At 66.1% G+C, this 20,493-nt stretch carries 22 protein-coding genes; 7 read left to right on the top strand and 15 right to left on the bottom strand.

All coding sequences use genetic code 11. The annotated features are described in order from the left end of the window. The first annotated feature begins 173 nt into the window (after positions 1-173). Positions 174-482, top strand: a complete 309-nt coding sequence (locus LQR33_RS14495) for a superinfection immunity protein (RefSeq protein WP_166441526.1) — start codon at positions 174-176, stop codon at positions 480-482. Between the two features lie 58 nt (positions 483-540). Next, entirely contained in the window at positions 541-1,734 is a 1,194-nt protein-coding gene (locus LQR33_RS14490; RefSeq protein ID WP_221665321.1) for an amino acid aminotransferase, read from the top strand. Between the two features lie 161 nt (positions 1,735-1,895). On the opposite strand, the gene LQR33_RS14485 is transcribed toward LQR33_RS14490, so the two are convergent. The 8 genes from LQR33_RS14485 to hutC form a co-directional block, all read right to left on the bottom strand. Beyond that, the gene (locus LQR33_RS14485; protein WP_052729351.1) at positions 1,896-2,441 is read right to left on the bottom strand and encodes a GNAT family N-acetyltransferase; all 546 of its coding nucleotides are present in this window, start codon (positions 2,439-2,441) and stop codon (positions 1,896-1,898) included. 172 nt (positions 2,442-2,613) lie between these two features. After that, a complete protein-coding gene (locus LQR33_RS14480; protein WP_231469526.1) occupies positions 2,614-3,126 on the bottom strand; it encodes an REP-associated tyrosine transposase in 513 nt (170 codons plus the stop codon). 419 nt (positions 3,127-3,545) lie between these two features. Next, a complete protein-coding gene (locus LQR33_RS14475; protein ID WP_221667736.1) occupies positions 3,546-3,980 on the bottom strand; it encodes a hypothetical protein in 435 nt (144 codons plus the stop codon). Positions 3,981-4,457: 477 nt separating this feature from the next. Continuing rightward, entirely contained in the window at positions 4,458-5,990 is a 1,533-nt protein-coding gene (gene hutH / locus LQR33_RS14470) for a histidine ammonia-lyase (RefSeq protein WP_221667737.1), read from the bottom strand. A gap of 105 nt (positions 5,991-6,095) precedes the next feature. Next, the gene (gene hutU / locus LQR33_RS14465; protein WP_231177568.1) at positions 6,096-7,766 is read right to left on the bottom strand and encodes a urocanate hydratase; all 1,671 of its coding nucleotides are present in this window, start codon (positions 7,764-7,766) and stop codon (positions 6,096-6,098) included. Between the two features lie 38 nt (positions 7,767-7,804). After that, a complete protein-coding gene (gene hutG, locus LQR33_RS14460) occupies positions 7,805-8,734 on the bottom strand; it encodes a formimidoylglutamase (RefSeq protein WP_166441519.1) in 930 nt (309 codons plus the stop codon). A gap of 64 nt (positions 8,735-8,798) precedes the next feature. Next, complete coding sequence (hutI, locus tag LQR33_RS14455) at positions 8,799-10,040, bottom strand: imidazolonepropionase (RefSeq protein WP_231469524.1); 1,242 nt, start codon at positions 10,038-10,040, stop codon at positions 8,799-8,801. A gap of 181 nt (positions 10,041-10,221) precedes the next feature. Next, the gene (hutC, locus tag LQR33_RS14450; protein ID WP_046158854.1) at positions 10,222-10,938 is read right to left on the bottom strand and encodes a histidine utilization repressor; all 717 of its coding nucleotides are present in this window, start codon (positions 10,936-10,938) and stop codon (positions 10,222-10,224) included. Positions 10,939-11,027: 89 nt separating this feature from the next. On the opposite strand from hutC, the gene LQR33_RS14445 reads away from it, so the two are divergent. The 3 genes from LQR33_RS14445 (at position 11,028) to LQR33_RS14435 (ending at position 13,013) form a co-directional block, all read left to right on the top strand. After that, the gene (locus LQR33_RS14445; protein ID WP_166441516.1) at positions 11,028-11,468 is read left to right on the top strand and encodes an Mpo1 family 2-hydroxy fatty acid dioxygenase; all 441 of its coding nucleotides are present in this window, start codon (positions 11,028-11,030) and stop codon (positions 11,466-11,468) included. Between the two features lie 62 nt (positions 11,469-11,530). Continuing rightward, entirely contained in the window at positions 11,531-12,382 is an 852-nt protein-coding gene (locus LQR33_RS14440; protein ID WP_231469522.1) for a D-hexose-6-phosphate mutarotase, read from the top strand. Positions 12,383-12,461: 79 nt separating this feature from the next. Continuing rightward, positions 12,462-13,013 (top strand): hypothetical protein, encoded by a 552-nt coding sequence (locus LQR33_RS14435; RefSeq protein WP_166441514.1) that lies wholly within the window; start codon positions 12,462-12,464, stop codon positions 13,011-13,013. A 38-nt stretch (positions 13,014-13,051) separates the two neighbouring features. Here LQR33_RS14435 and LQR33_RS14430 read toward each other — a convergent pair whose 3' ends face one another. Both LQR33_RS14430 and LQR33_RS14425 read right to left on the bottom strand, forming a co-directional pair. Next, positions 13,052-13,306, bottom strand: a complete 255-nt coding sequence (locus LQR33_RS14430; RefSeq protein WP_231177564.1) for a hypothetical protein — start codon at positions 13,304-13,306, stop codon at positions 13,052-13,054. Between the two features lie 113 nt (positions 13,307-13,419). After that, positions 13,420-14,301, bottom strand: coding sequence for a LysR family transcriptional regulator (locus tag LQR33_RS14425; RefSeq protein WP_231177562.1), 882 nt, complete (start codon positions 14,299-14,301; stop codon positions 13,420-13,422). A 171-nt stretch (positions 14,302-14,472) separates the two neighbouring features. On the opposite strand from LQR33_RS14425, the gene gstA reads away from it, so the two are divergent. Beyond that, positions 14,473-15,090 carry a glutathione transferase GstA gene (gene gstA / locus LQR33_RS14420; RefSeq protein WP_231469520.1) on the top strand — a complete coding sequence of 206 codons (618 nt, stop codon included), beginning with the start codon at positions 14,473-14,475 and terminating at the stop codon, positions 15,088-15,090. A 59-nt stretch (positions 15,091-15,149) separates the two neighbouring features. On the opposite strand, the gene LQR33_RS14415 is transcribed toward gstA, so the two are convergent. From LQR33_RS14415 to LQR33_RS14395, 5 genes are all read right to left on the bottom strand, one after another. Continuing rightward, a complete protein-coding gene (locus tag LQR33_RS14415; protein WP_231469518.1) occupies positions 15,150-17,024 on the bottom strand; it encodes a M3 family metallopeptidase in 1,875 nt (624 codons plus the stop codon). Between the two features lie 223 nt (positions 17,025-17,247). After that, a complete protein-coding gene (locus LQR33_RS14410) occupies positions 17,248-17,901 on the bottom strand; it encodes an EndoU domain-containing protein (RefSeq protein ID WP_231469516.1) in 654 nt (217 codons plus the stop codon). Between the two features lie 100 nt (positions 17,902-18,001). Beyond that, the gene (locus LQR33_RS14405; protein ID WP_231469514.1) at positions 18,002-18,499 is read right to left on the bottom strand and encodes a GNAT family N-acetyltransferase; all 498 of its coding nucleotides are present in this window, start codon (positions 18,497-18,499) and stop codon (positions 18,002-18,004) included. Continuing rightward, the gene (locus LQR33_RS14400; protein ID WP_231469512.1) at positions 18,493-18,678 is read right to left on the bottom strand and encodes a hypothetical protein; all 186 of its coding nucleotides are present in this window, start codon (positions 18,676-18,678) and stop codon (positions 18,493-18,495) included. Before LQR33_RS14400 ends, LQR33_RS14405 begins: the two co-directional genes overlap by 7 nt. A 179-nt stretch (positions 18,679-18,857) precedes the next feature. After that, entirely contained in the window at positions 18,858-19,160 is a 303-nt protein-coding gene (locus tag LQR33_RS14395; protein ID WP_166441506.1) for a hypothetical protein, read from the bottom strand. A gap of 306 nt (positions 19,161-19,466) precedes the next feature. On the opposite strand from LQR33_RS14395, the gene LQR33_RS14390 reads away from it, so the two are divergent. Then, positions 19,467-20,493 (top strand): retention module-containing protein (locus LQR33_RS14390; protein WP_231469510.1); only part of this gene is annotated, 1,027 nt, incomplete at its 3' end.

The following is a 20,493-nucleotide window of genomic DNA, read 5'->3' as shown; positions in this document are numbered from 1 at the left end:
CCGTTTCTCGCCTTGAGGAAAGTTCCAGCGTAAACAAATACCCGCCGCCAAACAAGCGTTTGGCATACAAACGGCAAGCAAATGGCCGATGCGGGACGATTTATGGCATTTTCCGCCAGCATCTCGCGCATCGCCCCGTTGCCAGCCGCGGCAAAAACTCGCAGGATAAGGGTTTGTCCACGGTAAGCCGCGCCATGTCCCTGCCCTTGCTGAGAAACTTGCTGTTCGCCCTGTTGCTGGCCGTGATCGCGCTGTGGTGCGCCGGCAGCTGGGGCCAGATGCCGCTGTTGACCGAGATCGCCATCTGGCTGGGCGACGCGCTGGTGATGGGCGGGGCCTACCTGCTGCCCACCGTCACCGCAGCGCTGGTCAAAAACCCGCGCCTGAAGCTGGTGGCGCTGGTCAACGTGCTGGGCGGCTGGCTGATCGTGCCATGGATCGCGGCGATGGCGCTGGCGCTGAAACGCGACGACCTGGCCTGATTTCAAGACGACCCGCCGGACTACAGCGCGGGCGCCCGCAAACCAAGAGGAGAAGACTGTGTTCCAACATGTAGACGCCTACGCCGGAGATCCCATCCTGTCGCTGGTGGAAGCCTTCGGCAAAGATTCCCGCGAGACCAAGGTCAACCTCAGCATCGGCCTGTATTACGACGAAGCGGGCCGCATCCCGCGCCTGAAGGCGGTGGAGCAGGCTGAGGCGCTGCTGGCCTCCCAGCCGCAGCCGCCGTGCACCTATCTGCCGATGGACGGCATGCCGGCTTACCGCAGCGCCATCCAGGCGCTGCTGTTCGGCGCCGAGCATCCGGCGGTGAAAGACGGCCGCATCGCCACGCTGCAGACGCTGGGCGGTTCCGGCGCGCTGAAAGTGGGCGCCGATTTCCTCAAGCGCTATTTCCCGGCGTCCGGCGTCTGGGTCAGCGATCCGACCTGGGACAACCACGTCGCCATCTTCGAAGGCGCGGGCCTGGCGGTGGACCGCTATCCCTACTTCGACCCGGCCACCCGCGGCGTGGACTTCGCGGCGATGCTGGCCAAGCTGCAGACGCTGCCGGCCAAGAGCATCGTGCTGCTGCACCCGTGTTGCCACAACCCCACCGGCGCCGACCTCACCGACGCGCAGTGGGACCAGGTGGTGGAAGTGGCCAAGACTCGCCAGCTGATCCCCTTCCTGGACATCGCCTACCAGGGCTTCGGCGCCGGCCTGGAGCAGGATGCCTACGCCATCCGCGCGATGGCCGACGCCGGCATCGCCTTCCTGGTCAGCAACTCCTTCTCCAAGATTTTCTCGCTGTACGGCGAACGCTGCGGCGGCTTGTCCGTGGTGTGCGAAACCGCCGCCGAGGCGGCGCTGGTGTCCGGCCAGCTGAAGGCCACCGTGCGCCGCAACTACTCCAGCCCGCCGACGCACGGCGCCAAGGTAATCGCCGCCGTGCTGAACAATCCGGAGCTGAAGGCGCTGTGGGTATCCGAGGTGAACGAGATGCGCGAACGCATCCAGGCGATGCGCGGCGTGCTGGTGCGGGTGCTGAAGGAAGCGCTGCCCGAGCGCGATTTCGGCTACCTGGTGAACCAGCGCGGCATGTTCAGCTACACCGGCTTCAGCCAGGCCCAGGTGGACAAGCTGCGCGAGCAGTTCGCCGTCTATCTGGTGGGCAGCGGCCGCATGTGCGTGGCCGGCCTCAATGCCGCCAACGCGCCCTACGTGGCCCAGGCCTTCGCTCAGGTTCAGTAAGGCCAAGCCTTTCCTGCCACGGCGGGCTCGTCGCGATGCGGCGGCCCGCCGTTTTTCATCGAGGCACGCGCCCGCCAAAGCCAAACTCTGCCCGAAGGCGGCGTCTGAGCGGCCATAAAAAAACCGGCCCCGCAGGGCCGGTTGTACGCCGAATCAATCGCTTACCACACCTCGCCCGGCCGCCAGTCGGTTTCCAGCGACGCGCTGATGTCCAGCGCCGACGGCGTATGGAACAAGCGATAGATCATCACTTCCTCTTCAGGCGTCTCCACCAGGCCTTCACGGTCCTGGTAGGCCAAGGGCCCCAGCCACAGCTCCCAACCGCGGCGGGCGTAGAAATCGGCCTCGGACGGCGACAATGCGGCGATATCGTAGTCATCGCCGATCAAGGCCGGAATGGTGGAGAGCACCGCGCAGCCATAGCCTTTGCCCTGCCGCTCCGGCAGGGTGGCCATCGCCTCCACATAGGCGGAACGCAGCGGCGGCAGGCCTTCGGCGCGCAGTTCGCGCGGCAGCCAGGCGGCGTGGCTGACCAACTCGCCCTCCTCGCTGACCATCAAGTGAGTGGCGTCGCCCAACAACTCCATATATGGCGAAAAATCCTCTTCGTAGGCCTGAGAGCACAAACTCAGGATGCGGTCGCGCTGCTGCGCGGTCAGATCGCGGTTGGGCACAACCGTGAAGCTGAGTGTGGACATATCGGTCATGGCGGGCTCCTATCGTCGAAAAACAAGAGCGGCTGACGCAAACCTCCGATGCCGGTTCGCTGGCGCAGGCAAGCGCCATGCGACAGGAGCGATGCGGCATCGGGAGTCTGGCCGGCCTCTCGAAAGAGGGCCAGGGGCACCAGCGGCTGAGACTCCGCCGCGCCGGCAGGGTTCAGCCCACCTGCCCTTCCATCCAGTCCGGCGGGTAGCGCCCGCCGGACACATGGCGGTGGAAAGACGAGTACGGCCAATCCCGCACCCGCGCCGCCCAGCCGTGCCGAACCGGGCTGTAATGCAGGAAATCCAGGTGGCGGGCCAGCTCCTCCGCTCCGGCCACCCGCCGCTGTTCGTAGCGCAGTTGCCAGAGCGCGTCCCGCCCGCAAGCCGGCCGCCCGTCCGCGCGCAGATAATGCGCGCCCACCAGCCGCGTCACCCGGCGCTTGATCTCGCGCCAGCGCGCGCCGTGATCGGCGTCGCCGGCCGGCAGCGTCCAGATCGCGTGCATCCGGTCCGGCAACAGCACCCAGCCCTCGATCCGGAACGGCCGCGCCGCGCGCACGGCGACGATGGCCCGCCGCAACGCGACGCGGACCATCTCGTCGGTAAGCACCGCATGCTGGCGCGTGGTGGCCACGGTGAAGAAGAAACACGCGCCCGCCGCGACTCCGGGAGGGAGAGGGGACATCGCAGGCCCCTGGCAAAAGGAACCAGCGTAACGGAAATGGGAAGATTGGGGGACCGGCCGAAAGCCGGGGTGAGTGGCATGTCCATCGTCGCGACATGGGCCCTACGTGAATACAATCAAGCGGTTGCCGCTCATATACCCGCCTCTTTGAAAAAGCGAGTTCCGCCCAAAGGCGGGTCAGGGGCTGCGCGGCCAGCCCCCTGACAACCCCAGGCCGCCCCTACCACGCGCGAAACCCCGCTCTAAAACCGCCCGGCCAGGCGCCGCCGAACTCGCGGCGCGCGCGGAAGGGAAATCAGGATACTGTCGATATACGCCTCCGCTTCTCAGACAAAAAACGGATACACCATCCCATCTCCATTTATCTCTTAACAGCCAACGTTAGTAGCAAGCTCACCACTCAACCATGGCACCACACCCTAGCCCTTTGGGTCATTAGTGCCAGAGCACCATAACCGGTATGAGAAAGTCTCTGGATCATCAGCAGGAGAAATCTGCAGATCAAAACGGATAGCAAACATAAGCTTATTCAGCGCCTCGTCATGAGCCTTTCTTGATGGATTCGGATTGGATCGCGCAATTGCATCCTGAAACTGCCAAAGTGCTAGGAGCACTCGGTGGGAAGCAACCAAACCTATGGTATTTGCAGCTCGTGTCCAGCTTCGTTCCTCCTCAAGAGTCGAATCAGATCCTACCGTACCGCTAAGCGCATCCATAAACTCTCGATAATGCTCCAGCTTTTGTTTTTTCCACTCAGCCTCACGCTCCTTTCGCTTCGTAAGAAAAAAAGTAACCGCTGCGACAACAATAATTGCGGCTGAAGAAATCACAGCAACCAAAATAGGAGCATCCATATTCAAAGGCCTCAGTGAACACAGGACTTTGCTGCACCTAATAGCCTATCAGGCAGGACAATACCCCTACGCTATAGGACCGCCGAACCAATGCGCCCTCTTCCCCATCAGCGCAAGCCGTCTCCGAAGCCATTTCCAAGGTCTTAAGCTGCCGGCTGTTCGACGCGGGGCGACGTTAGCGCCCCGCTAGTTCCGGCGGCTCCTTGGGAATGGCTTTGAAGACGGGGTTTCGCCGCGCTGCTGGGGTCGCCGAGGGGTGTCGGGGAGCTGGCGAAACAGCTCCCCGACCTGCCCGGCGGGCAGCCCCGCCATGAAAATCATCGCCCGCGCAGCGGACACAACACTACAAACCGATCCCAGAAGCTGACTCATTCAACATAGCCGCCAAACAAAAAGGGCAAGCCTCCCGGCCTGCCCTCTCGATCCACCATTTGACGGTGCGTCGCCCTTTCGGGTGACGCACCCTACCCATCCACGTTATAGCGACGGCAACACCTCGCCATCCACCAGTCCATTGAAGCGGCCGCTGGCCACCAGCGCCGCCGCCTTCTCGATGTCCGGCGCGAAATAGCGGTCCTTGTCGTAGAACGGCACCAGCTCGCGCAGCATGCCCTTGGCCGCCTCCAGCTTGTCGCTGGACTTGTGCGGCGCGCGGAAATCTATGCCCTGGCAGGCCGCCAGCAGCTCAACACCTAGAATGCCGGCGGTGTTGCCGGCCATGTCGCGCAGGCGGCGGCCGGCAAAGGTGGCCATCGACACGTGGTCTTCCTGGTTGGCGCTGGTGGGCAGGCTGTCCACCGAGGCTGGATGCGCCAGCGACTTGTTCTCGCTGGCCAGCGCGGCGGAGGTCACCTGAGCGATCATGAAGCCGGAGTTGACGCCGCCGTTGTTGACCAGGAAGGGCGGCAGCTTGGACAGATTGCTGTCGATCAACAACGCCATCCGGCGCTCGGACAAGGAGCCGATTTCGGCGATGGCCAGCGCCAGGTTGTCGGCGGCGAAGGCCACCGGCTCGGCGTGGAAGTTGCCGCCCGACAGGATGTCGTTGTCGCCGGCAAACACCAGCGGGTTGTCGGACACCGCGTTGGCCTCGACTCGCAGCACCTCTGCCGCCTGGCGGATCTGGGTCAGGCAGGCGCCCATCACTTGCGGCTGGCAGCGCAGGCTATACGGGTCTTGCACCTTGCCGCAGTTTTCATGCGATTGCTCGATCTGGCTGTGCGCCAGCAAATCGCGGTACAGCCCGGCGGCGTCGATCTGGCCCTGGTGGCCGCGCACTTCGTGAATGCGGGCGTCGAACGGGGTGCGGCTGCCCAGCGCGGCTTCCACCGACAGGCTGCCGGCCACGGTGGCGGAGACGTACAGGTCTTCGGCGGCAAACAGGCCTTCCAGCGCGAAGGCGGTAGACGCCTGGGTGCCGTTCAGCAAGGCCAGGCCTTCCTTAGGCGCCAGCGTGATCGGCTCCAGGCCGGCGGAGCGCATCGCCACCGAACCCGGCACCCGCACGCCGTCGACAAAGGCTTCGCCCTCGCCGATCAGCACCGCGCTCATATGCGACAGCGGCGCCAGATCGCCGGACGCGCCGACCGAGCCTTTTTGCGGAATCACTGGGTAGATCTGGCGGTTGAACAGCGTCACCAGCGCGTCGATCACTTCGCGGCGGATGCCGGAGAAACCGCGCGCCAGCGAGTTGATCTTCAGCGCCATCACCAGGCGCACGCTGCTGTCTTCCATCGGCGCGCCGATGCCGGCGGCGTGCGACAGCACGATCGAGCGCTGCAGCAGCTCCAGCTCGTCGGTGGCGATCTTGGTGCTGGCCAGCAGGCCGAAGCCGGTGTTGATGCCGTAGACGGTGCGGCCTTCGGACAGCACGCGCGCCACGGTGGCGGCGGAGGCGTCGATGGCGGCGTGGCTGGACGGGTCCAGCTGCAGTTGCAGGCCGGTTTCACGTGAAACGCGGCGCAGGTCGGCCAGCGTCAGCCGGCCCGGTACGATGTTGAGGATGCTCATGGCTTCTGTCTCTCTATGCTTCTTTGTTCTATTGCTTGCGTGTCGCGTTTTGGCGGCAATGCGTGTCGGAGCGGAAAACCTTATCGGTTCTCCGCCCTACCGCGTTTACTTCAACATCGGCAGGTCCAGGCCCTGCGCCTTGGCGCAGTTCACCGCGATGTCGTAGCCGGCGTCGGCGTGACGCATCACGCCGGTGCCCGGGTCATTGCGCAGCACGCGGCCCAGGCGCTCGGACGCGGCATCCGTCCCGTCGCAGACGATGACCACGCCGGAGTGCTGCGAGAAGCCCATGCCCACGCCGCCGCCATGGTGCAGCGAGACCCAGGTGGCGCCGCCGGCGGTGTTGAGCAAGGCGTTGAGCAGCGGCCAGTCGGACACCGCGTCGGAGCCATCCTTCATCGATTCCGTCTCGCGGTTGGGCGAGGCGACGGAGCCGGAATCCAGGTGATCGCGGCCGATGACGATGGGCGCCTTCAATTCGCCGTTCTTCACCATCTCGTTGAAAGCCTGGCCCAGACGGGCGCGGTCTTTCAGGCCCACCCAACAGATGCGCGCCGGCAGGCCCTGGAAGCTGATGCGCTCCTTGGCCATGTCCAGCCAGTTGTGCAGGTGCGGATCGTCGGGAATCAGCTCCTTCACCTTGGCGTCGGTCTTGTAGATGTCTTCCGGATCGCCGGACAGCGCCACCCAGCGGAAAGGGCCGATGCCTTCGCAGAACAGCGGGCGCACATAGGCCGGCACGAAGCCGGGGAAGTCGAAGGCGTTTTGCACGCCCTCTTCCAGCGCCATCTGGCGGATGTTGTTGCCGTAGTCCAGCGTGGCCGCGCCGCGCTCTTGCAGCGTCAGCATCGCGCGCACCTGCACCGCCATGGACCTCTTGGCGGCGGCGGTGATTTCGGCGGCGGCGGTCTTCTGCTTGTCACGCCACTGGGCCACTGTCCAGCCCTGCGGCAGATAGCCGTGCACCGGGTCGTGGGCCGAGGTCTGGTCGGTGACCACGTCCGGGGTGATGCCGCGCGCCACCAGTTCGGCGAACACGTCCGCGGCGTTGCCCAAGAGGCCCACCGACACCGCCTTGCCCGACTGCTTGGCGTCTTCGACGATGGCCAGCGCCTCGTCCAAGGTGGCGGCCTTGCGGTCGACGTAACGGGTTTTCAGGCGGAAATCGATGCGGGTTTCGTCGCATTCGACGGCGATCATGCTGAAACCGGCCATGGTCGCGGCCAGCGGCTGCGCGCCGCCCATGCCGCCCAAGCCGCCGGTCAGAATCCAGCGGCCCTGCGGCTTGCCGCCGAAGTGCTGGTTGGCGACGGAGAAGAAGGTTTCGTACGTCCCTTGGACGATGCCTTGCGAGCCGATGTAGATCCAGGAGCCGGCCGTCATCTGGCCGTACATCATCAGGCCTTTTTTATCCAGCTCGTTGAAGTGCTCCCAGTTAGCCCAGTGCGGCACCAGGTTGGAGTTGGCGATCAGCACGCGCGGCGCGTTTTCGTGGGTCTTGAACACGCCGACCGGCTTGCCGGACTGCACCAGCAGCGTTTCGTCGTCTTCCAGCCGCTGCAGGGTCTCCAGAATCTTGTCGTAGCATTCCCAATTGCGGGCGGCGCGGCCGATGCCGCCGTACACCACTAGGCTTTGCGGGTGCTCGGCCACTTCGGCGTCCAGATTGTTCTGGATCATCCGGTAGGCGGCTTCAGTCAGCCAGCTTTTACATGTGAGCTGGTTGCCGCGCGGCGCGCGGATGTGGCGGGAAGCGTCAAAACGCGGGTCGGTCATGGTTCTCTCTCCTCTGTTTTCCTTGAATCGCGCGATGGTCAACGGCGCAGGTGGCGGCTCAGGCTCCAGGCCAGCCGCGCCGCCGCCTTGGCGCCATGGCTGTCGATGTCGAATGCGGGATTGAATTCCACCAGGTCGGCGCCGGCGAGCTTGCCGCTCTTGGCGATGCGGCCGGCCAGCGCCTCCACCACGGCGATGTCCACGCCGTAGCCGGCCGGGGCCGACACCGCTGGCATCTGCGCCGCCGGCAATACGTCCAGATCGATGGTCAGATAGACAACGTCGACGCTGTCGAGAAACTCGGCCAATTGGCCGCGGATGTCGGCCAGTTGCCAGCCGTTCATGTCGGTATCCAGCCGCCATTCGGCGCCCAAGCGGCGGGCGGTGTCGAACAGTGCCTGGGTATTGGCGGTTTCGGCCACGCCCAGGCACAGGTAGCGGAATACGCGGCCGTGGCGGGCGCAATCGGCGGCGATCTGCGCGAACGGCGTGCCGCTGGTGGCCTCGGGAGCCTCGCGCAGGTCGAAATGGGCGTCGAAATTGACCACGCCGATGCGTTTGTCCGGATGCGCGGCCGACAGGCCCAGCCAGTGGCCGTAGGCGGTTTCGTGGCCGCCGCCCAACACCAGCGGCAGATGGCCGGCGGCGATGACCTGCGCCACGCGCTCGCCCAGGCGGCGCTGCGCGGCGGCCAGATCGCTGTCGGCGCAGACGACGTCGCCAGCGTCGTACAAGGGCAAGGTCGGGTGGTAGGCTAGGTTGGCCAGCGCCTTGCGCAAAGCCTGCGGGCCTGCGGCCGCGCCGACGCGGCCCTGGTTGCGGCGCACGCCCTCGTCGCAGGCGAAACCAATGATGGCGATGCCGGGCGCGCCGTTTTCAGGCATGGCCTGCACCGCCTGGTGCCAGCGCTTGGCCGCCTCGCCTTCGGCCGCGTCCACGCGGCCGGTCCAGATCTTCATGTCCACCATGAGCATGCTTCCTTTATTGCCGTCCCGGCCGGAAGCTCACTGCGTCCGGCGGGCCGAACGGTAATCAGTCGATAGATTGCGCCGCGCCGCGGAACACCCGCCGCTTCAGCAGCGGCACGCCCACGCTGTAGGCCAGCTCGGCCGGGTGGGCGATGTCCCAGACCAACAAGTCGGCGACGCAGCCGGCGGCCAGCCGGCCATGGGTGTCGCCGCGCCCCAGCGCTTGCGCCGCGTGGCGGGTGACGCCGGCCAGCGCCTCCTCCGGCGTCAGGCCGAACAGCACGCAGGCCTGGTTCATCGCCAGGCGGATCGATGCGAACGGGCTGGTGCCGGGATTAAGATCGGTGGACACCGCCATCGGCACGCCGGCGGCGCGCAGCTTGTCCACCGGCGGCTTTTGCGTTTCGCGCAGGAAATAGAAGGCGCCGGGCAGCAGCACCGCCACCGTGCCCGCGCGTTTCAGCGCTTCCACGCCGGCGTCGTCCAGATATTCGATGTGGTCGGCCGACAGGCCGCCGAACTCGGCCACCAGTTCCGCGCCGTGGAGGTTGGACAGCTGCTCGACATGGCCCTTCACTTTCAAGCCATGCGCGCGCGCCGCCTCGAACACCCGTCGGGTCTGCGCCGGGGAAAAGCCCACGCTCTCGCAGAACGCGTCCACCGCCTCGGCCAAGCCCGCCCGGGCCGCCACCGGCAAGATGGACTCGACCACCAGATCGATATAGCCGTCGGCGTCGCCGGCGTATTCCGGCGGCACCGCGTGGGCAGCCAGCAGCGTCGCCGCCACCTCTACCGGCAAGGACGCCTCCAGCCGCTGCGCGGCCGCCAGCTGCTTCAACTCGTCGGCCTGGGTCAAGCCATAGCCGGACTTGATCTCCACCGTGGTCACACCCTCCGCCATCAAGGCCTTCAGCCGCGGCAGGCTGGCCAGCGCCAGTTCCTCCTCGTCCAGCCAGCGGGTGGCGCGGACGGTGGAGACGATGCCGCCGCCCTCGGCGGCGATCTGCTGGTAGGGCACGCCGGTGAGCCGCTTTTCCCATTCCGCCGCTCGGCTGCCGCCGTACACCAGATGGGTGTGGCAATCGATGAAGCCCGGCGTGACCCAGCGCCCCTGCAGGTCGAACACCTCGCCGTCGAAGGCGGCGGCATCCACCTCACCCTGCGGCAGCACCGCCTCGATGTGGCCGTCGCGCAACAGCAGCGCATGGCCTTCCAGCGCGCCGTAGGGCGCGTCATGGACCGAGTCCATGGTGGCCAGCCTGGCGTTGAGCCACAGGCTGGGGCGGTGGGGATGGGGAACGTTCATGGTCGTCCTGCCGGGTTATTTGTATATACATTTAATCGCCTGAACTTCCGGTGTCAAGCGCAGGGGGAAATCTTTTCTCGGACTGTCTCATGCAAGGTACTGATGCTGCATGGCAATAAAAAACGGCCGCTTGTCAGGCGGCCGTTTTTGTCTGCGATTGTCGGCTAATTGTATATACCGTTTACTTCTTCACCCGCGTCTGCGAACGCAGCTTGTAACGCAGCCCCGGATGGGTGAGCCGGGCGAAGCTGACCAGCTTCTTGTGCGACCAGGTGCGGCGCAGCACCAGCAGACAGGGCTCGGCGGCGGCGATGCCCAACAGCGCCTGCTCAGCCGCTCCCGGCAGCACCGCTTCCACGCTATGCTCGATATCGGTGAGCGGGCAACTCTGCATCAGGTAGTCGTTGGGCGTGCGTTCGGAAAAGTCCTGCCGCAGATAGTCGGGCGCGAAGGACGGATTGACGTAGCGGTCCTCCAGTTGGATCGGCACCTCGTCTTCGCAATGGACGATCAGCGAATGGTAGACGGCGCCGCCGGCGCGCATGCTGAGCCGCAGCGCCACTTCCTCGCTGGCCGGCGCCGCCTCCAGCAGGATCACGTGGGCGGTGTGGCGATGGCCGCGCGCCTCGATTTCGGCGGCGATATTGTTGATGTCCAGCAGCGGCGACTCCGCCTTGCGCTCGGCGACATAGGTGCCGTCGCCGGCAAAGCGCAGCAGGATGCCGGCCTCGGCCAGATCGCGCACCGCCTTGTTGACCGTCATGCGCGACACGCCGAACTGCCGCGCCAGCTCCAGCTCCGGCGGAATCTTGCAGCCGGGCAGAAAGTGGCGGTCGCGAATGCCGGACAGGATGTAGTCCTTGATGCGCTGGTAACGGGGTTGGGCGGCGTCTGACACCTTGGCTCCAGTCTTGACGGGAATGAGCGATTGTAGCGCGGGCGGCCGCATCGCTGGCTGATCCAGCGCAGATAAAGGGAGGCGAAACCATGATGACCCTGCCGCAATGGCTGGCGGCCTACGACGAAAGCCACCGCCATCCGTTCAACATCGCCATGCACAAGCTGTGCGTGCCGCTGATCGCGCTGTCGCTGCTGGGCATGCTGATCGTGCTGCCCGGCCCGCTGCCCTGGGCCTGGCTGGCGGCGCTGGCCGCCGTGGCCTGGTACTGGCGGCTGTCGCGCGCGGCGGCGCTGGTGATGGCCGTGCTCAGCGGCCTGGCGTTGCTGCTCTTGACCATCGCCCAAAGCCAGGGCCTGCCGCTGGGCGTCGTCTCGCTGCTGGTGTTCGCCCTGGCCTGGGCCGGCCAGTTCGCCGGCCACGCGCGCGAAGGCAAAAAGCCGTCGTTCACCCAGGACCTGCAATTCCTGCTGATCGGCCCGCTGTGGACGCTGCGCTCGCTATGGCGGCGGCTGGGCTTGATCGAATGACGCGCTGAACCGTCCTGCCGCGCGCTATCATCGATCTTTTCCCGATTCCGATGGAGCGCGCGATGTTCCTTCCGCAAGGCCTGAGCCTGGCCCCCCTGGCGCCCGGCGTCGACCAGATTCTGCTGGCCGGCGACGGCTTCTCCGCCCGCATCGCCCTGCTGGGCGGCCAGTTGATCGACTACCGCCGCGACGGCGAGCCGCCGCTGCTCTACCTGTCGCCACAAACCGCCTGCCAGCCGGGCAAGGCGATACGCGGCGGCGTGCCGGTGTGCTGGCCGTGGTTCGGCCCGCATCCGTCCGACGCCGGCCAGCCGGCGCACGGCGTCGCCCGCCAGCAGCTCTGGACCCTGCGCGACGCCAGCCGCGACGGCGAAGTGTTCCACGTGAAACTGGATGGCCCGCGCCACGGCGATCTGGCCGCCGAGCTGGATTTCCGCATCAGCCCCGACGGCGCCGCCATCACGCTGACCACCACCAACCATGGCGATGCCGCGCAAACCGTCAGCGCCGCGCTGCACAGCTATTTCGCGGTGTCCGACATCGACAGCGTCGAGCTGCTGGGCCTGGAAAACGCCCCGGCGCACGACAAGGTGGCCGACGCCCGCTCCGCCCTGCCGGCCGGCCCGTTCCGTTTCGACGGCGAAGTGGACCTGGTGGTGTATTCCAGCCAGGCCGCGACGCTGCGCGACGCCGGCTGGCGACGCGACATCGCCATCCAGCCGGAAGGCTCGGCCAGCGCGGTGGTGTGGAACCCTGCGCCGGCCAAGGCGCAAAGGCTGGCCGATCTGCCGGACGATGACTGGCGGCGCTTCGTCTGCGTGGAAACTGCGAACGCCGGCGACGACGCGCGCGCGCTGGCGCCGGGCGAGCGCCACCGCCTGGCTTGCCGCCTGCATTTCTCTTGTCACGGCTAGGGGTTATAATCCCCAGTTCGAGACGGCCGCCGCGACCCTCCGGTCCGGCGGCGCTTTCCAGGCTATCCGGACCTCAGCAATGGCACGACCAGACAAGATTTCCCGCTTCCTTCCGCTGACCTTCGCCAACGGCAACAGCGTGCGCCGTTTCGGCAAGCACTGCCCGCAGTGCCGCTCCATGGTGGGCGCCGAGCACATGGAAGGCCTGGCCAGCCTGATGCACGGCAAGATCTACCTGTCCGCCGAAGCCTGCTGTCCGCAATGCGAGCAGCGCTTCCCGGTGGCCTGCGTGATCACCGACGACAAGCGCGTGCACCGCGTGCTGCTGCCGCTGTGGATGTTCCGCCTGTGGATGAAATCGGCCACCCGCCATGATCCGCAGCCGATCAACAATGACAAGTGGGACCTGGAGCAGGCCGACAGCGCGCCCAAGGGCCTGATGCTGCCGGCCGACGCCGATGTGCTGCGCTCCGAGGAAATCCTCGGCCGCTTCCAGGGCGAGCCGATCAGCGCCTGGATCGAATACCAGGGCCAGCGCTTCGTGTTCGACCGCGCCGCCCCCGGCAACAATCTGGCCCTGACCGCCCGCGAACTGCTGCTGGAAGGCCGGCTGATCTACCGCCAGCAATAAGGCCGAGCGCCGCCGCCGAGATCGACGTCCAGCAAACGCTAAAGCTTGTCTTTGCCATTCGCGGTCCGGCCCATGCCAGGAGCCGGCGGCTGCTTCGGCTCAGCGGCGCCGCAAGCCAGCGCCAGCTTGTCCAGCACCGCCATCACCTCCGCCATCGCCCGGTATGAATCGACGGAACCCGCAGCGCCGCCGCAGGCCTGGCGCTTTTTGGCGTCGGCCCGCCATTTGCGGGTGATCAGATCGAGCTTCTGTCGCTGCGTCTGCAAAATCTCCAATACCTGTTCGTCCGGCAACGCCCCTCTCCCTGCAGCATCGCCTTGTACGCCCTCACGCTCCTCACTTCGCTGCCGATCCCGCTCACTTTTCTTCCACCGCGCATTTCATGTCGGCACATGCGCTCCAAACGTCAATCATCCGTTCCGGTCCCGCTCGCCAGCCAATCCCGCAGCGCGGCCGCCTGCGGCGACGCCATGCCGGAAGCCGCCAGCGCGAAACGCCGCGGCGGCGCGCCCTCCAGCGAAAACACCCGTAAACCGTGCCGGTTGTCCGGCAGGACCGACTCCGGCGCCACCGTCACGCCCAAGCCGCCCTTCACCATCGCCAGCGCGCTGTCCCAATCGCGCAGCCGCAGCCTGACATTGGCCGGCGCCGCGCCCAGCGCGCGCATCACGCTCTCGCCGTTCAGGTCGCAGCCGCCGCTGGCGACGATGAAGGGTTGATCGGCCAATGCCGCCGGCGCCAGCGGCAGGCTGCTGGAGCGGCTAGCCAAGGGATGGTCGCCGGGCAACGCCGCCACCCATCTATCCTCGCCCAACAGCAGCGCGTCGCGCTCGGCGGCCGGGTTCAGCACGATGCCCAGGTCCACGCGGCCCTCGGCCAGCCATGCTTCTATCTCGGCGTCGCTGCCCTCCAGCCACAACACGTCCAACCCCGGATGCAGCAGCCGGAAATCATCCAGCCGCCGCGCCAGGCCCTGGGCGAACACCGATGGAAAGCCCGCCACCACCGCCTTGCCTTCGCACAGTCCCCGGCCCTCGTTGGCCAGCCGCCGGATGGCGTCCAGCTCGTCCAGCATGCCGCGCGCGCGGCGCAGCACCCGTTCTCCCAGCGCCGTCGGCCGGGTGCGGCGGCGGTCGCGCACGAACAGCTCGGCCCCCAGCGTCTGTTCCATCTGCCGGATCACCTGGCTAGCCCCGGACTGAGTAATGCCATGGCGGCGCGCGGCCTCGGTCACCGTGCCGTACTCCGCCACCGCCAGCATCAGCCGCCAGTGCATCAGGTTCATCATCGATCGCCCCCTCATGAAAACTACGCGCTGCAACCATCAGCACAGCTAATGGCAGAGTGCTGAAATTCTTGTTTTACCGCAAGCGCCGCCAGGCGGCAGCATGGGAGCCTGAATCGCGTTGGCATTGGCCGCCGCAGGCCACGCCAAACGCGGCACCCAATGGAGAACCTAATGAAACTGTATTTCGCCCCCATGGCTTGCTCGCTGGCGCCGCACATCGCGCTGCGCGAACTCGGCCTGCCATTCGAACTGGTCCGCGTCGACAACCAGACCAAGCGAACCGGCGACTGCCGCGATTTTCTCGATATCAATCCCAAGGGCTATGTCGCCGCGCTGGCGCTGGACAACGGCGAGGTGCTGACCGAAGGACCGGCCATCCTGCAATACCTGGCCGATCTCAAGCCGGACGCCGGGCTCGCGCCGGAAAACGGCGGCTGGCCGCGGGCCCGGCTGCAGGAGATGCTGAACTTCATCGCCACCGAGCTGCATGGCGGCAGCGCGCCGCTGTTCCGCTCCGACCTGCCGGAGACCGCGTTGCAGATATTCCGCGACAAGCTGTTCCGGCGGCTGGACTGGCTGGAAGACAGGCTGCAAACGCAGCCCTACCTGCTGGGCGACCGCTTCGGCATCGCCGATGCCTATCTGTACGCGGTGCTGGGCTGGCTGCCGCGTTTCGGAATAGACATCGCGCTGTGCCCGGCGCTGCATGCCTACTTCCAGCGCATCGCCGCCCGTCCGGCGGTGCGGGCCGCGCATCGGGCGGAAGAAACCGCGGCACCGGCGCGCTGAGCCGGTTTCGCAATGAGAAACGGCCGGGAAACCCGGCCGTTTCGCGGTCCCGCAACAGCTCAATGCACGCTGGCAGGGTAATGGCTAGCCACCCAGCTCTCGAAGCGGTCGAACATCGCCGCGTCGCCGGCCGCGTTGTCGGCGATCAGCTCCGCGCCGTGCACCAGGCGGATGCGGGCGTCCAGCGCATCCGGGTACTGCGCCGGATAGTCGCGGGCGGCGGATTCGGCGATCAGCCTCCGAGCGTCGGCCCAGGCCTCGTCCACGCTCTGGTTGCAGCTGTCGGCCAGGTAGCGGGCGTTGAACGGCTCGCCGGTCAGGCGCAGCAGCGTGGCGTTATGGTTGATGCTGTTGCCCGGGCCCCAGTAGTGCTCGGCCAGCAGCGGGCCGATGGCCGGGTTGTCGGTCAAGTAGCCGAACTTGCCGATGAAGTAGGCGCGGGTCTGGTACACCGCCATATTGGCCAGCAAGTAGCCGTGATAGGCGGCGGCCGACTCCTGGTTCAGCAGGTGCGGAATGGCCAGCAGCGGACGCGGGCTGACGGCGATGCCCAGGATGCGCCGCTCGCTGTCGCGCGCCAGTTGCAGAATGCGCTCGGCGCTCAGTTCGCTCTCCGGCAGCGCGTACAGGGCGCGCTCAAAATACGCCACCACGGCGATCGAACGCTCGGCGTAGGCGGCGAACGGCTGCGTCGCGGCGATGCGAGCGTGGATCAGCTCGTCGGGAATCGCCTCGCCCTGGCCATTGCGGGCGTAGCGCTTCAGCCAGTCGGCGTCGTCCAGCAGGCTGTCGCAGAACATGCTCTGGGTTTCGGCGTAAGCCATCGACGTCGGCGCGAACTCCTGCGAGAAGCACGGCGCATTCTGCGTGACGTTGGCGAAATGCGCTGCGTGGCCGCCTTCGTGGAACAGCGTGTTGATCGCGCGCGCGCCGCTGCCCACCTGGTCCGGCTTGGCGTCGGCGGTGAAGTTGATCTGGCCGGCCACCCAGGTTTCACCGTCGAAGAACGTAGGAATCGGACCGTGGCAGAAACCGTTCTGGTACTTGCCCTGGCGCTCGATCAGATCAAGCTGCATCGTCGCGCCGCGATACTGGATGCCCAGGCGGCGGAAACTCAGCACCCAGCGCTCGACGGCCTTGGAGAACGGCAGGTAGGGGTCCATCTGGCGGATGACGTCGCCGCTCATGTGGAAGCGCAGATTGTGCGCCAGCAGCGCGCCGTCGCCGTGCTTGGCCTGCAACTGGTCCAGCGCGCGCTGGTTGGCGTCGCGGGTGCGGGCCTCGAAATCATCCAGGATCGCGAACAGCTGATCCGGCGTCATCTGCTCGTTCTTCTTCACCTTGTATTCGAAGTAATCGGCGTAGCCCAGGCTGCGGGCGAGCGCGTTGCGCTTGCCCACGATGGCGATGAAGCCATTGTCCAGCGCCCAGCGCTCCAGGCCCATCAGCGCGTCGTGCGAGCTCTTGCGCGCCGCCTCGTCGCGGTTGGTGCCCATATTGGTGGACAGCCCGCTCAGCGTCGCCTCTTCCAGCTCGCCGGCCTCGTTGATGTGGCGCATCTTGTAGCCGCGGCGCTTGGAAAACAGCTCGGACTCCAGCGCCACCAGCTCGGTCATCAGCCGGCGCGCTTCGTCGCTCTCGATGATGTTGCTGTCGAATAGCGCCTGCCAACCTTTGAAGCCGTGCAGCAGCGCATCGCGCTCGGCGCCGGCCGGCAGCGTCTCCAGCTTGGCGATGGCGGCCTTGGTCCGCGCCAGCCGCTCCGGGCTGGAGATGAAGTCCTTGAACGCGCCCTCGGCGCGGGCGAAGCCGGCGTCGTCGTCGGACACCGCCATATACGTATCCCAGAACAGGTCTTCCTTGGCCTTGTGGATGGCCAGGTAATCGCGGTTGAGCGCGTCGAACTCGCCGCGCAGCGCTGCCAATGCAGTCATTTCCATTTTCTCCCGGGGATGTCGCCGCTCTATCGGCGGCATGGTTTGAGCGATGAATATCGCCACGTCATGGATGATTAAGTCTCATACCATATCCCCGCAAGGTCAAGGTATCTCAATGCTATTTCACACAGATCCCCATTTTTAGCATGAGTAAATCAAAACTCGCGCCGATCAGGGCGACATCTACCGCCGGCGAGCCGGCGGCTGATGCCGCAAGCGGCTAGAACATCGACAGCGGGTAGGCTGTGTTCACCCGCCACATCCCGCCGATCAGGTTCAAAAAGCCGGCGATGCTGAACACCGTGCCATTTTCGCCGGTGCAGTAAGCCGCCGCACCGACCGACGGCGCCGACGGACCGACAAACTGGCCGCCGGCTGGCGGCGCGGCAATAATGGCGTGGGTATAGGCGTAACGCACCGACGCCATGATCTGCGCCCGGTTGCAAGCATCCGGATAAAAAGTGGAGCTGCCGGCCCCGCCCTTGGCGACCCATGCGCCTGCCGCCGCGTCATACACCTGGATGCCGCCGCCGACATAGCGATATGGCCCTGGATGGGCCGCGCCGGGCAGCACGATGTAGTCCACGCCACCGGTAATTTGAGCCGCCAACGGCGCAGCGGGCCCCGCCCCCAATACGGGATTGTGTCCGCCCGGCCGGGCGTGGAAACCCACGGCCGCACCAGCGGCGTTGATCTCGCCGCAGAAGATATGCTCCAAATTGATCTGCGGGTTAAGCCGGCTGTTGGCCGCCGGCGGCACGGCGACCTGCATCGGCGCCAGAGCGATATCCGGCGAACCCGGCGCGCAATTGATCGCAGCGGCGGCCGGCAGCGCCGCGGCCAGTCCGAATAGAAGCAACAGAAAGGAACGCATGGAAAACTCCTTGCCTGGCGGACAGCACATGCTGCCTACCAGGCAAGACGAAACGGCTTCCCATCTGTGAAAACCGCGTCCCCTCCGCAGCCGCCCCGCCTCAGGCCGCGAGCAGCAAATCCAGCCGGCGGCCGTCGCGCAACGGCTGCATGTCGAAGCCCAGCCTCTGCGCCAGCAGCAGCATCGCCACGTTGCCGGGCGCGCAATGCGCGCGGAAGCGCCGGTATGCCAGCCGCTCGCGGCCGAAGGCCAGCATCAGCCGGGCCGCCTCCCGCGCGTAGCCCTGCCGCCAAGCGGTTTCGGCCAGCTCGATGCCGAACTCGGCCTCGCCGCCGCCCGCGCCGCGCAAGCCGACCGAACCGATCAGCGCGCCGTCGTCGATGCGCTCGATCGCCAGTTGCCAGTCGCGTCGCGGCGTCCGCCCTTGCTGCGTCAGAGAGTTTTCCAGCAGCCGCGCGCTGAAATCCGCGCTCATCTGCTCCGGCGCGTAATGGCGGCCGAACGCCGCGCCCTTGCGCACCGCCAGATAGGCGTCGAGATCGGATTCGCGAAAATCGCGCAGCCTCAGCCTACCGTCCGGCTCGGCCAGGATCAGCATGCGCAAGTCTCCAGCCGGCGTTGGTCGACGCGCTGCTCCAGCCGCGATCGGCGCAAATGGTCTTCGTCGGCCAGCAGTTGTCGCGGCGGCGCTTCGGTGGAAAGAATGGATAGGGAAACGGGCTCGTCGCCGAGTATGTCGCGCAGCAAGTGGCGCGACAGGATAAAGATCGATGCCATGATGGCGGTACCTGTAAAGAACGATGAAAGAGCGAGGAGTCCAGCGCGCCGGGCGGCGAAACGGCTCCGATAATTCCCGCGGCGATGCGTTTCTCAGAATGCGCCCGCGGCGGAAGCGCGAAGTCTGCTCCCGCCGATGGCCATTCGTCAAGCATAAGGCCGCGCACGCGGCCTTATGCTCACCAGCGCCGGCTTGTCTGCCTGGCCGGCGCGTGCGCCTCGCGCCAGCGGCCAAATCCGGTGCGCAAAGCCGCATCCATCAGCCCCAGCTGCAGGCCGACCATCACCGCGTACAACAGCATGCCCCCGCTCAACGGCATCCACGGCACCGCCCAATCGCTCAGATGCGGATACAGCAGCCAGGCCAACAGCAAACCGGCCACCAGGGTCAGCTCCACCGCGCGCCACGATCGGGTGCGCAGCGCCAGCCGGACGCCGATGTCGGTCAGAAAGAAAACCAGGCAGAGCAGATAGAGTTCCATGATGAAATCCCCGCTACAAGGACAGCGGCGCCGCGGGCTGGCTCCAATTGTCCGACATTGTACGGCGCTGGCAGCCGCCCGCGATTTTTGCGCCCTGCCCCCTTTTCTTAAGGGGTTATAGCCAAACCCGTACCAAGTGTCAGGTACGTCTTTTATGTTTATGGTCTAGCTCAGCCTGTCAGATCCATTACATTGTCAGACAACATCCATAAGGAGTCGAGTTTTATAGCGCTTCAGTACAATGTTTTTCTGGGTGACGCGCCGCTATCCTGCTGAAATCAGCAAACTGTCATAAGGATTTCCATCATGGCCACCAGCACCCAGGGACAGGTTCTCTCGCTGCAAGGCAGCGTCAAGGCGATCGGCGTCGACGGCAAGGTCCGCATCCTGAAAGTAGGCGACATCCTGCAGCCCGGCGAGCAACTGCAGCTGGAAAACGGCGCCTCCGTCAGCATCAGCCGCGCCGACGGCGAAGTGATGCACCTGGACGGCGACCGCCAGGTGACGCTGACCGAGGAGGTGCTGCACGCGCAGCATGCCGACGCGGCGGAAGCCAGCATCGCCCCGCTGGCGCCGGAAGCGCAGCAGATCCTGGCGGCGCTGGACAATCCGGCGGCCAACCCCGGCAATCCTTTTGACAGCCTCGACCCGGCAGCGGCCGGCCTGAACGACGCCGGCGGCGAGAACAGCGGCCACTCCTTCGTCCGCATCGGCCGCATCTCGGAAAACCTGACCGGGCTGCAGCTGGAAGCCACGCAGGCAAGCGCGGCGCAAGTGCCCGAAAAACGGGCCGCAGACGTTCCGGCGCAAAACTCGCCGCCGTTCTTCACCGCCGCCAACGGCGCGCCGCTGGGCAGCGACATGAATGTCACCACCGACGAAGACACGCCGGTCAGCGGCACGCTGACCGCCAGCGACCCCAACGGCGACCCGCTGACCTTCGTCAAAGGCTCCGATCCGCAGCACGGCACCGTCACCGTCAATCCGAATGGCACCTGGACCTATACCCCGGCCCAGGACTACAACGGCGGCGACAAATTCACCGTCACCGTCAGCGACGGACGCGGCGGCACCGCCACCGTGACCGTCAACATCGGCGTCAATCCAGTCAACGACGCCGCAGTGATCACCGGCAACGATCAGGGCGCGGTGACTGAAGACCTGAACGTCTCCGCCGTCAACACGCTGGACTACAACGGCAAGCTGAACGTGGCCGACCCCGATCAAGGCGAAGCGGTGTTCAACACTGCCCGCGTCGACAACAAGACCGCCAACCTCGGCAGCATCACCATCGACGCCAACGGCAACTGGCATTACAGCGTCGACAACGCCC

It is taken from the genome of Chromobacterium piscinae, from assembly GCF_021129175.1.
Lineage (GTDB): Bacteria > Pseudomonadota > Gammaproteobacteria > Burkholderiales > Chromobacteriaceae > Chromobacterium > Chromobacterium piscinae.
Note: the sequence above shows the minus strand (reverse complement) of the source record. Positions and strands in the feature narration are given on the sequence as shown.

Excerpts from the sequence above, each read along its gene's own strand:
- hutI (WP_231469524.1), bottom strand. The coding sequence starts at position 10,040 with ATGAACGTTCCCCATCCCCACCGCCCCAGCCTGTGGCTCAACGCCAGG.
- LQR33_RS14395 (WP_166441506.1), bottom strand. The coding sequence starts at position 19,160 with ATGGAACTCTATCTGCTCTGCCTGGTTTTCTTTCTGACCGACATCGGC.
- LQR33_RS14405 (WP_231469514.1), bottom strand. The coding sequence starts at position 18,499 with ATGCTGATCCTGGCCGAGCCGGACGGTAGGCTGAGGCTGCGCGATTTT.
- LQR33_RS14415 (WP_231469518.1), bottom strand. The coding sequence starts at position 17,024 with ATGACTGCATTGGCAGCGCTGCGCGGCGAGTTCGACGCGCTCAACCGC.
- LQR33_RS14475 (WP_221667736.1), bottom strand. The coding sequence starts at position 3,980 with ATGGATGCTCCTATTTTGGTTGCTGTGATTTCTTCAGCCGCAATTATT.
- LQR33_RS14480 (WP_231469526.1), bottom strand. The coding sequence starts at position 3,126 with ATGTCCCCTCTCCCTCCCGGAGTCGCGGCGGGCGCGTGTTTCTTCTTC.
- hutU (WP_231177568.1), bottom strand. The coding sequence starts at position 7,766 with ATGACCGACCCGCGTTTTGACGCTTCCCGCCACATCCGCGCGCCGCGC.
- hutG (WP_166441519.1), bottom strand. The coding sequence starts at position 8,734 with ATGGTGGACATGAAGATCTGGACCGGCCGCGTGGACGCGGCCGAAGGC.
- LQR33_RS14485 (WP_052729351.1), bottom strand. The coding sequence starts at position 2,441 with ATGACCGATATGTCCACACTCAGCTTCACGGTTGTGCCCAACCGCGAT.
- hutH (WP_221667737.1), bottom strand. The coding sequence starts at position 5,990 with ATGAGCATCCTCAACATCGTACCGGGCCGGCTGACGCTGGCCGACCTG.
- LQR33_RS14410 (WP_231469516.1), bottom strand. The coding sequence starts at position 17,901 with ATGCGTTCCTTTCTGTTGCTTCTATTCGGACTGGCCGCGGCGCTGCCG.
- LQR33_RS14445 (WP_166441516.1), top strand. The coding sequence starts at position 11,028 with ATGATGACCCTGCCGCAATGGCTGGCGGCCTACGACGAAAGCCACCGC.
- LQR33_RS14435 (WP_166441514.1), top strand. The coding sequence starts at position 12,462 with ATGGCACGACCAGACAAGATTTCCCGCTTCCTTCCGCTGACCTTCGCC.
- LQR33_RS14425 (WP_231177562.1), bottom strand. The coding sequence starts at position 14,301 with ATGATGAACCTGATGCACTGGCGGCTGATGCTGGCGGTGGCGGAGTAC.
- LQR33_RS14440 (WP_231469522.1), top strand. The coding sequence starts at position 11,531 with ATGTTCCTTCCGCAAGGCCTGAGCCTGGCCCCCCTGGCGCCCGGCGTC.
- gstA (WP_231469520.1), top strand. The coding sequence starts at position 14,473 with ATGAAACTGTATTTCGCCCCCATGGCTTGCTCGCTGGCGCCGCACATC.
- LQR33_RS14400 (WP_231469512.1), bottom strand. The coding sequence starts at position 18,678 with ATGGCATCGATCTTTATCCTGTCGCGCCACTTGCTGCGCGACATACTC.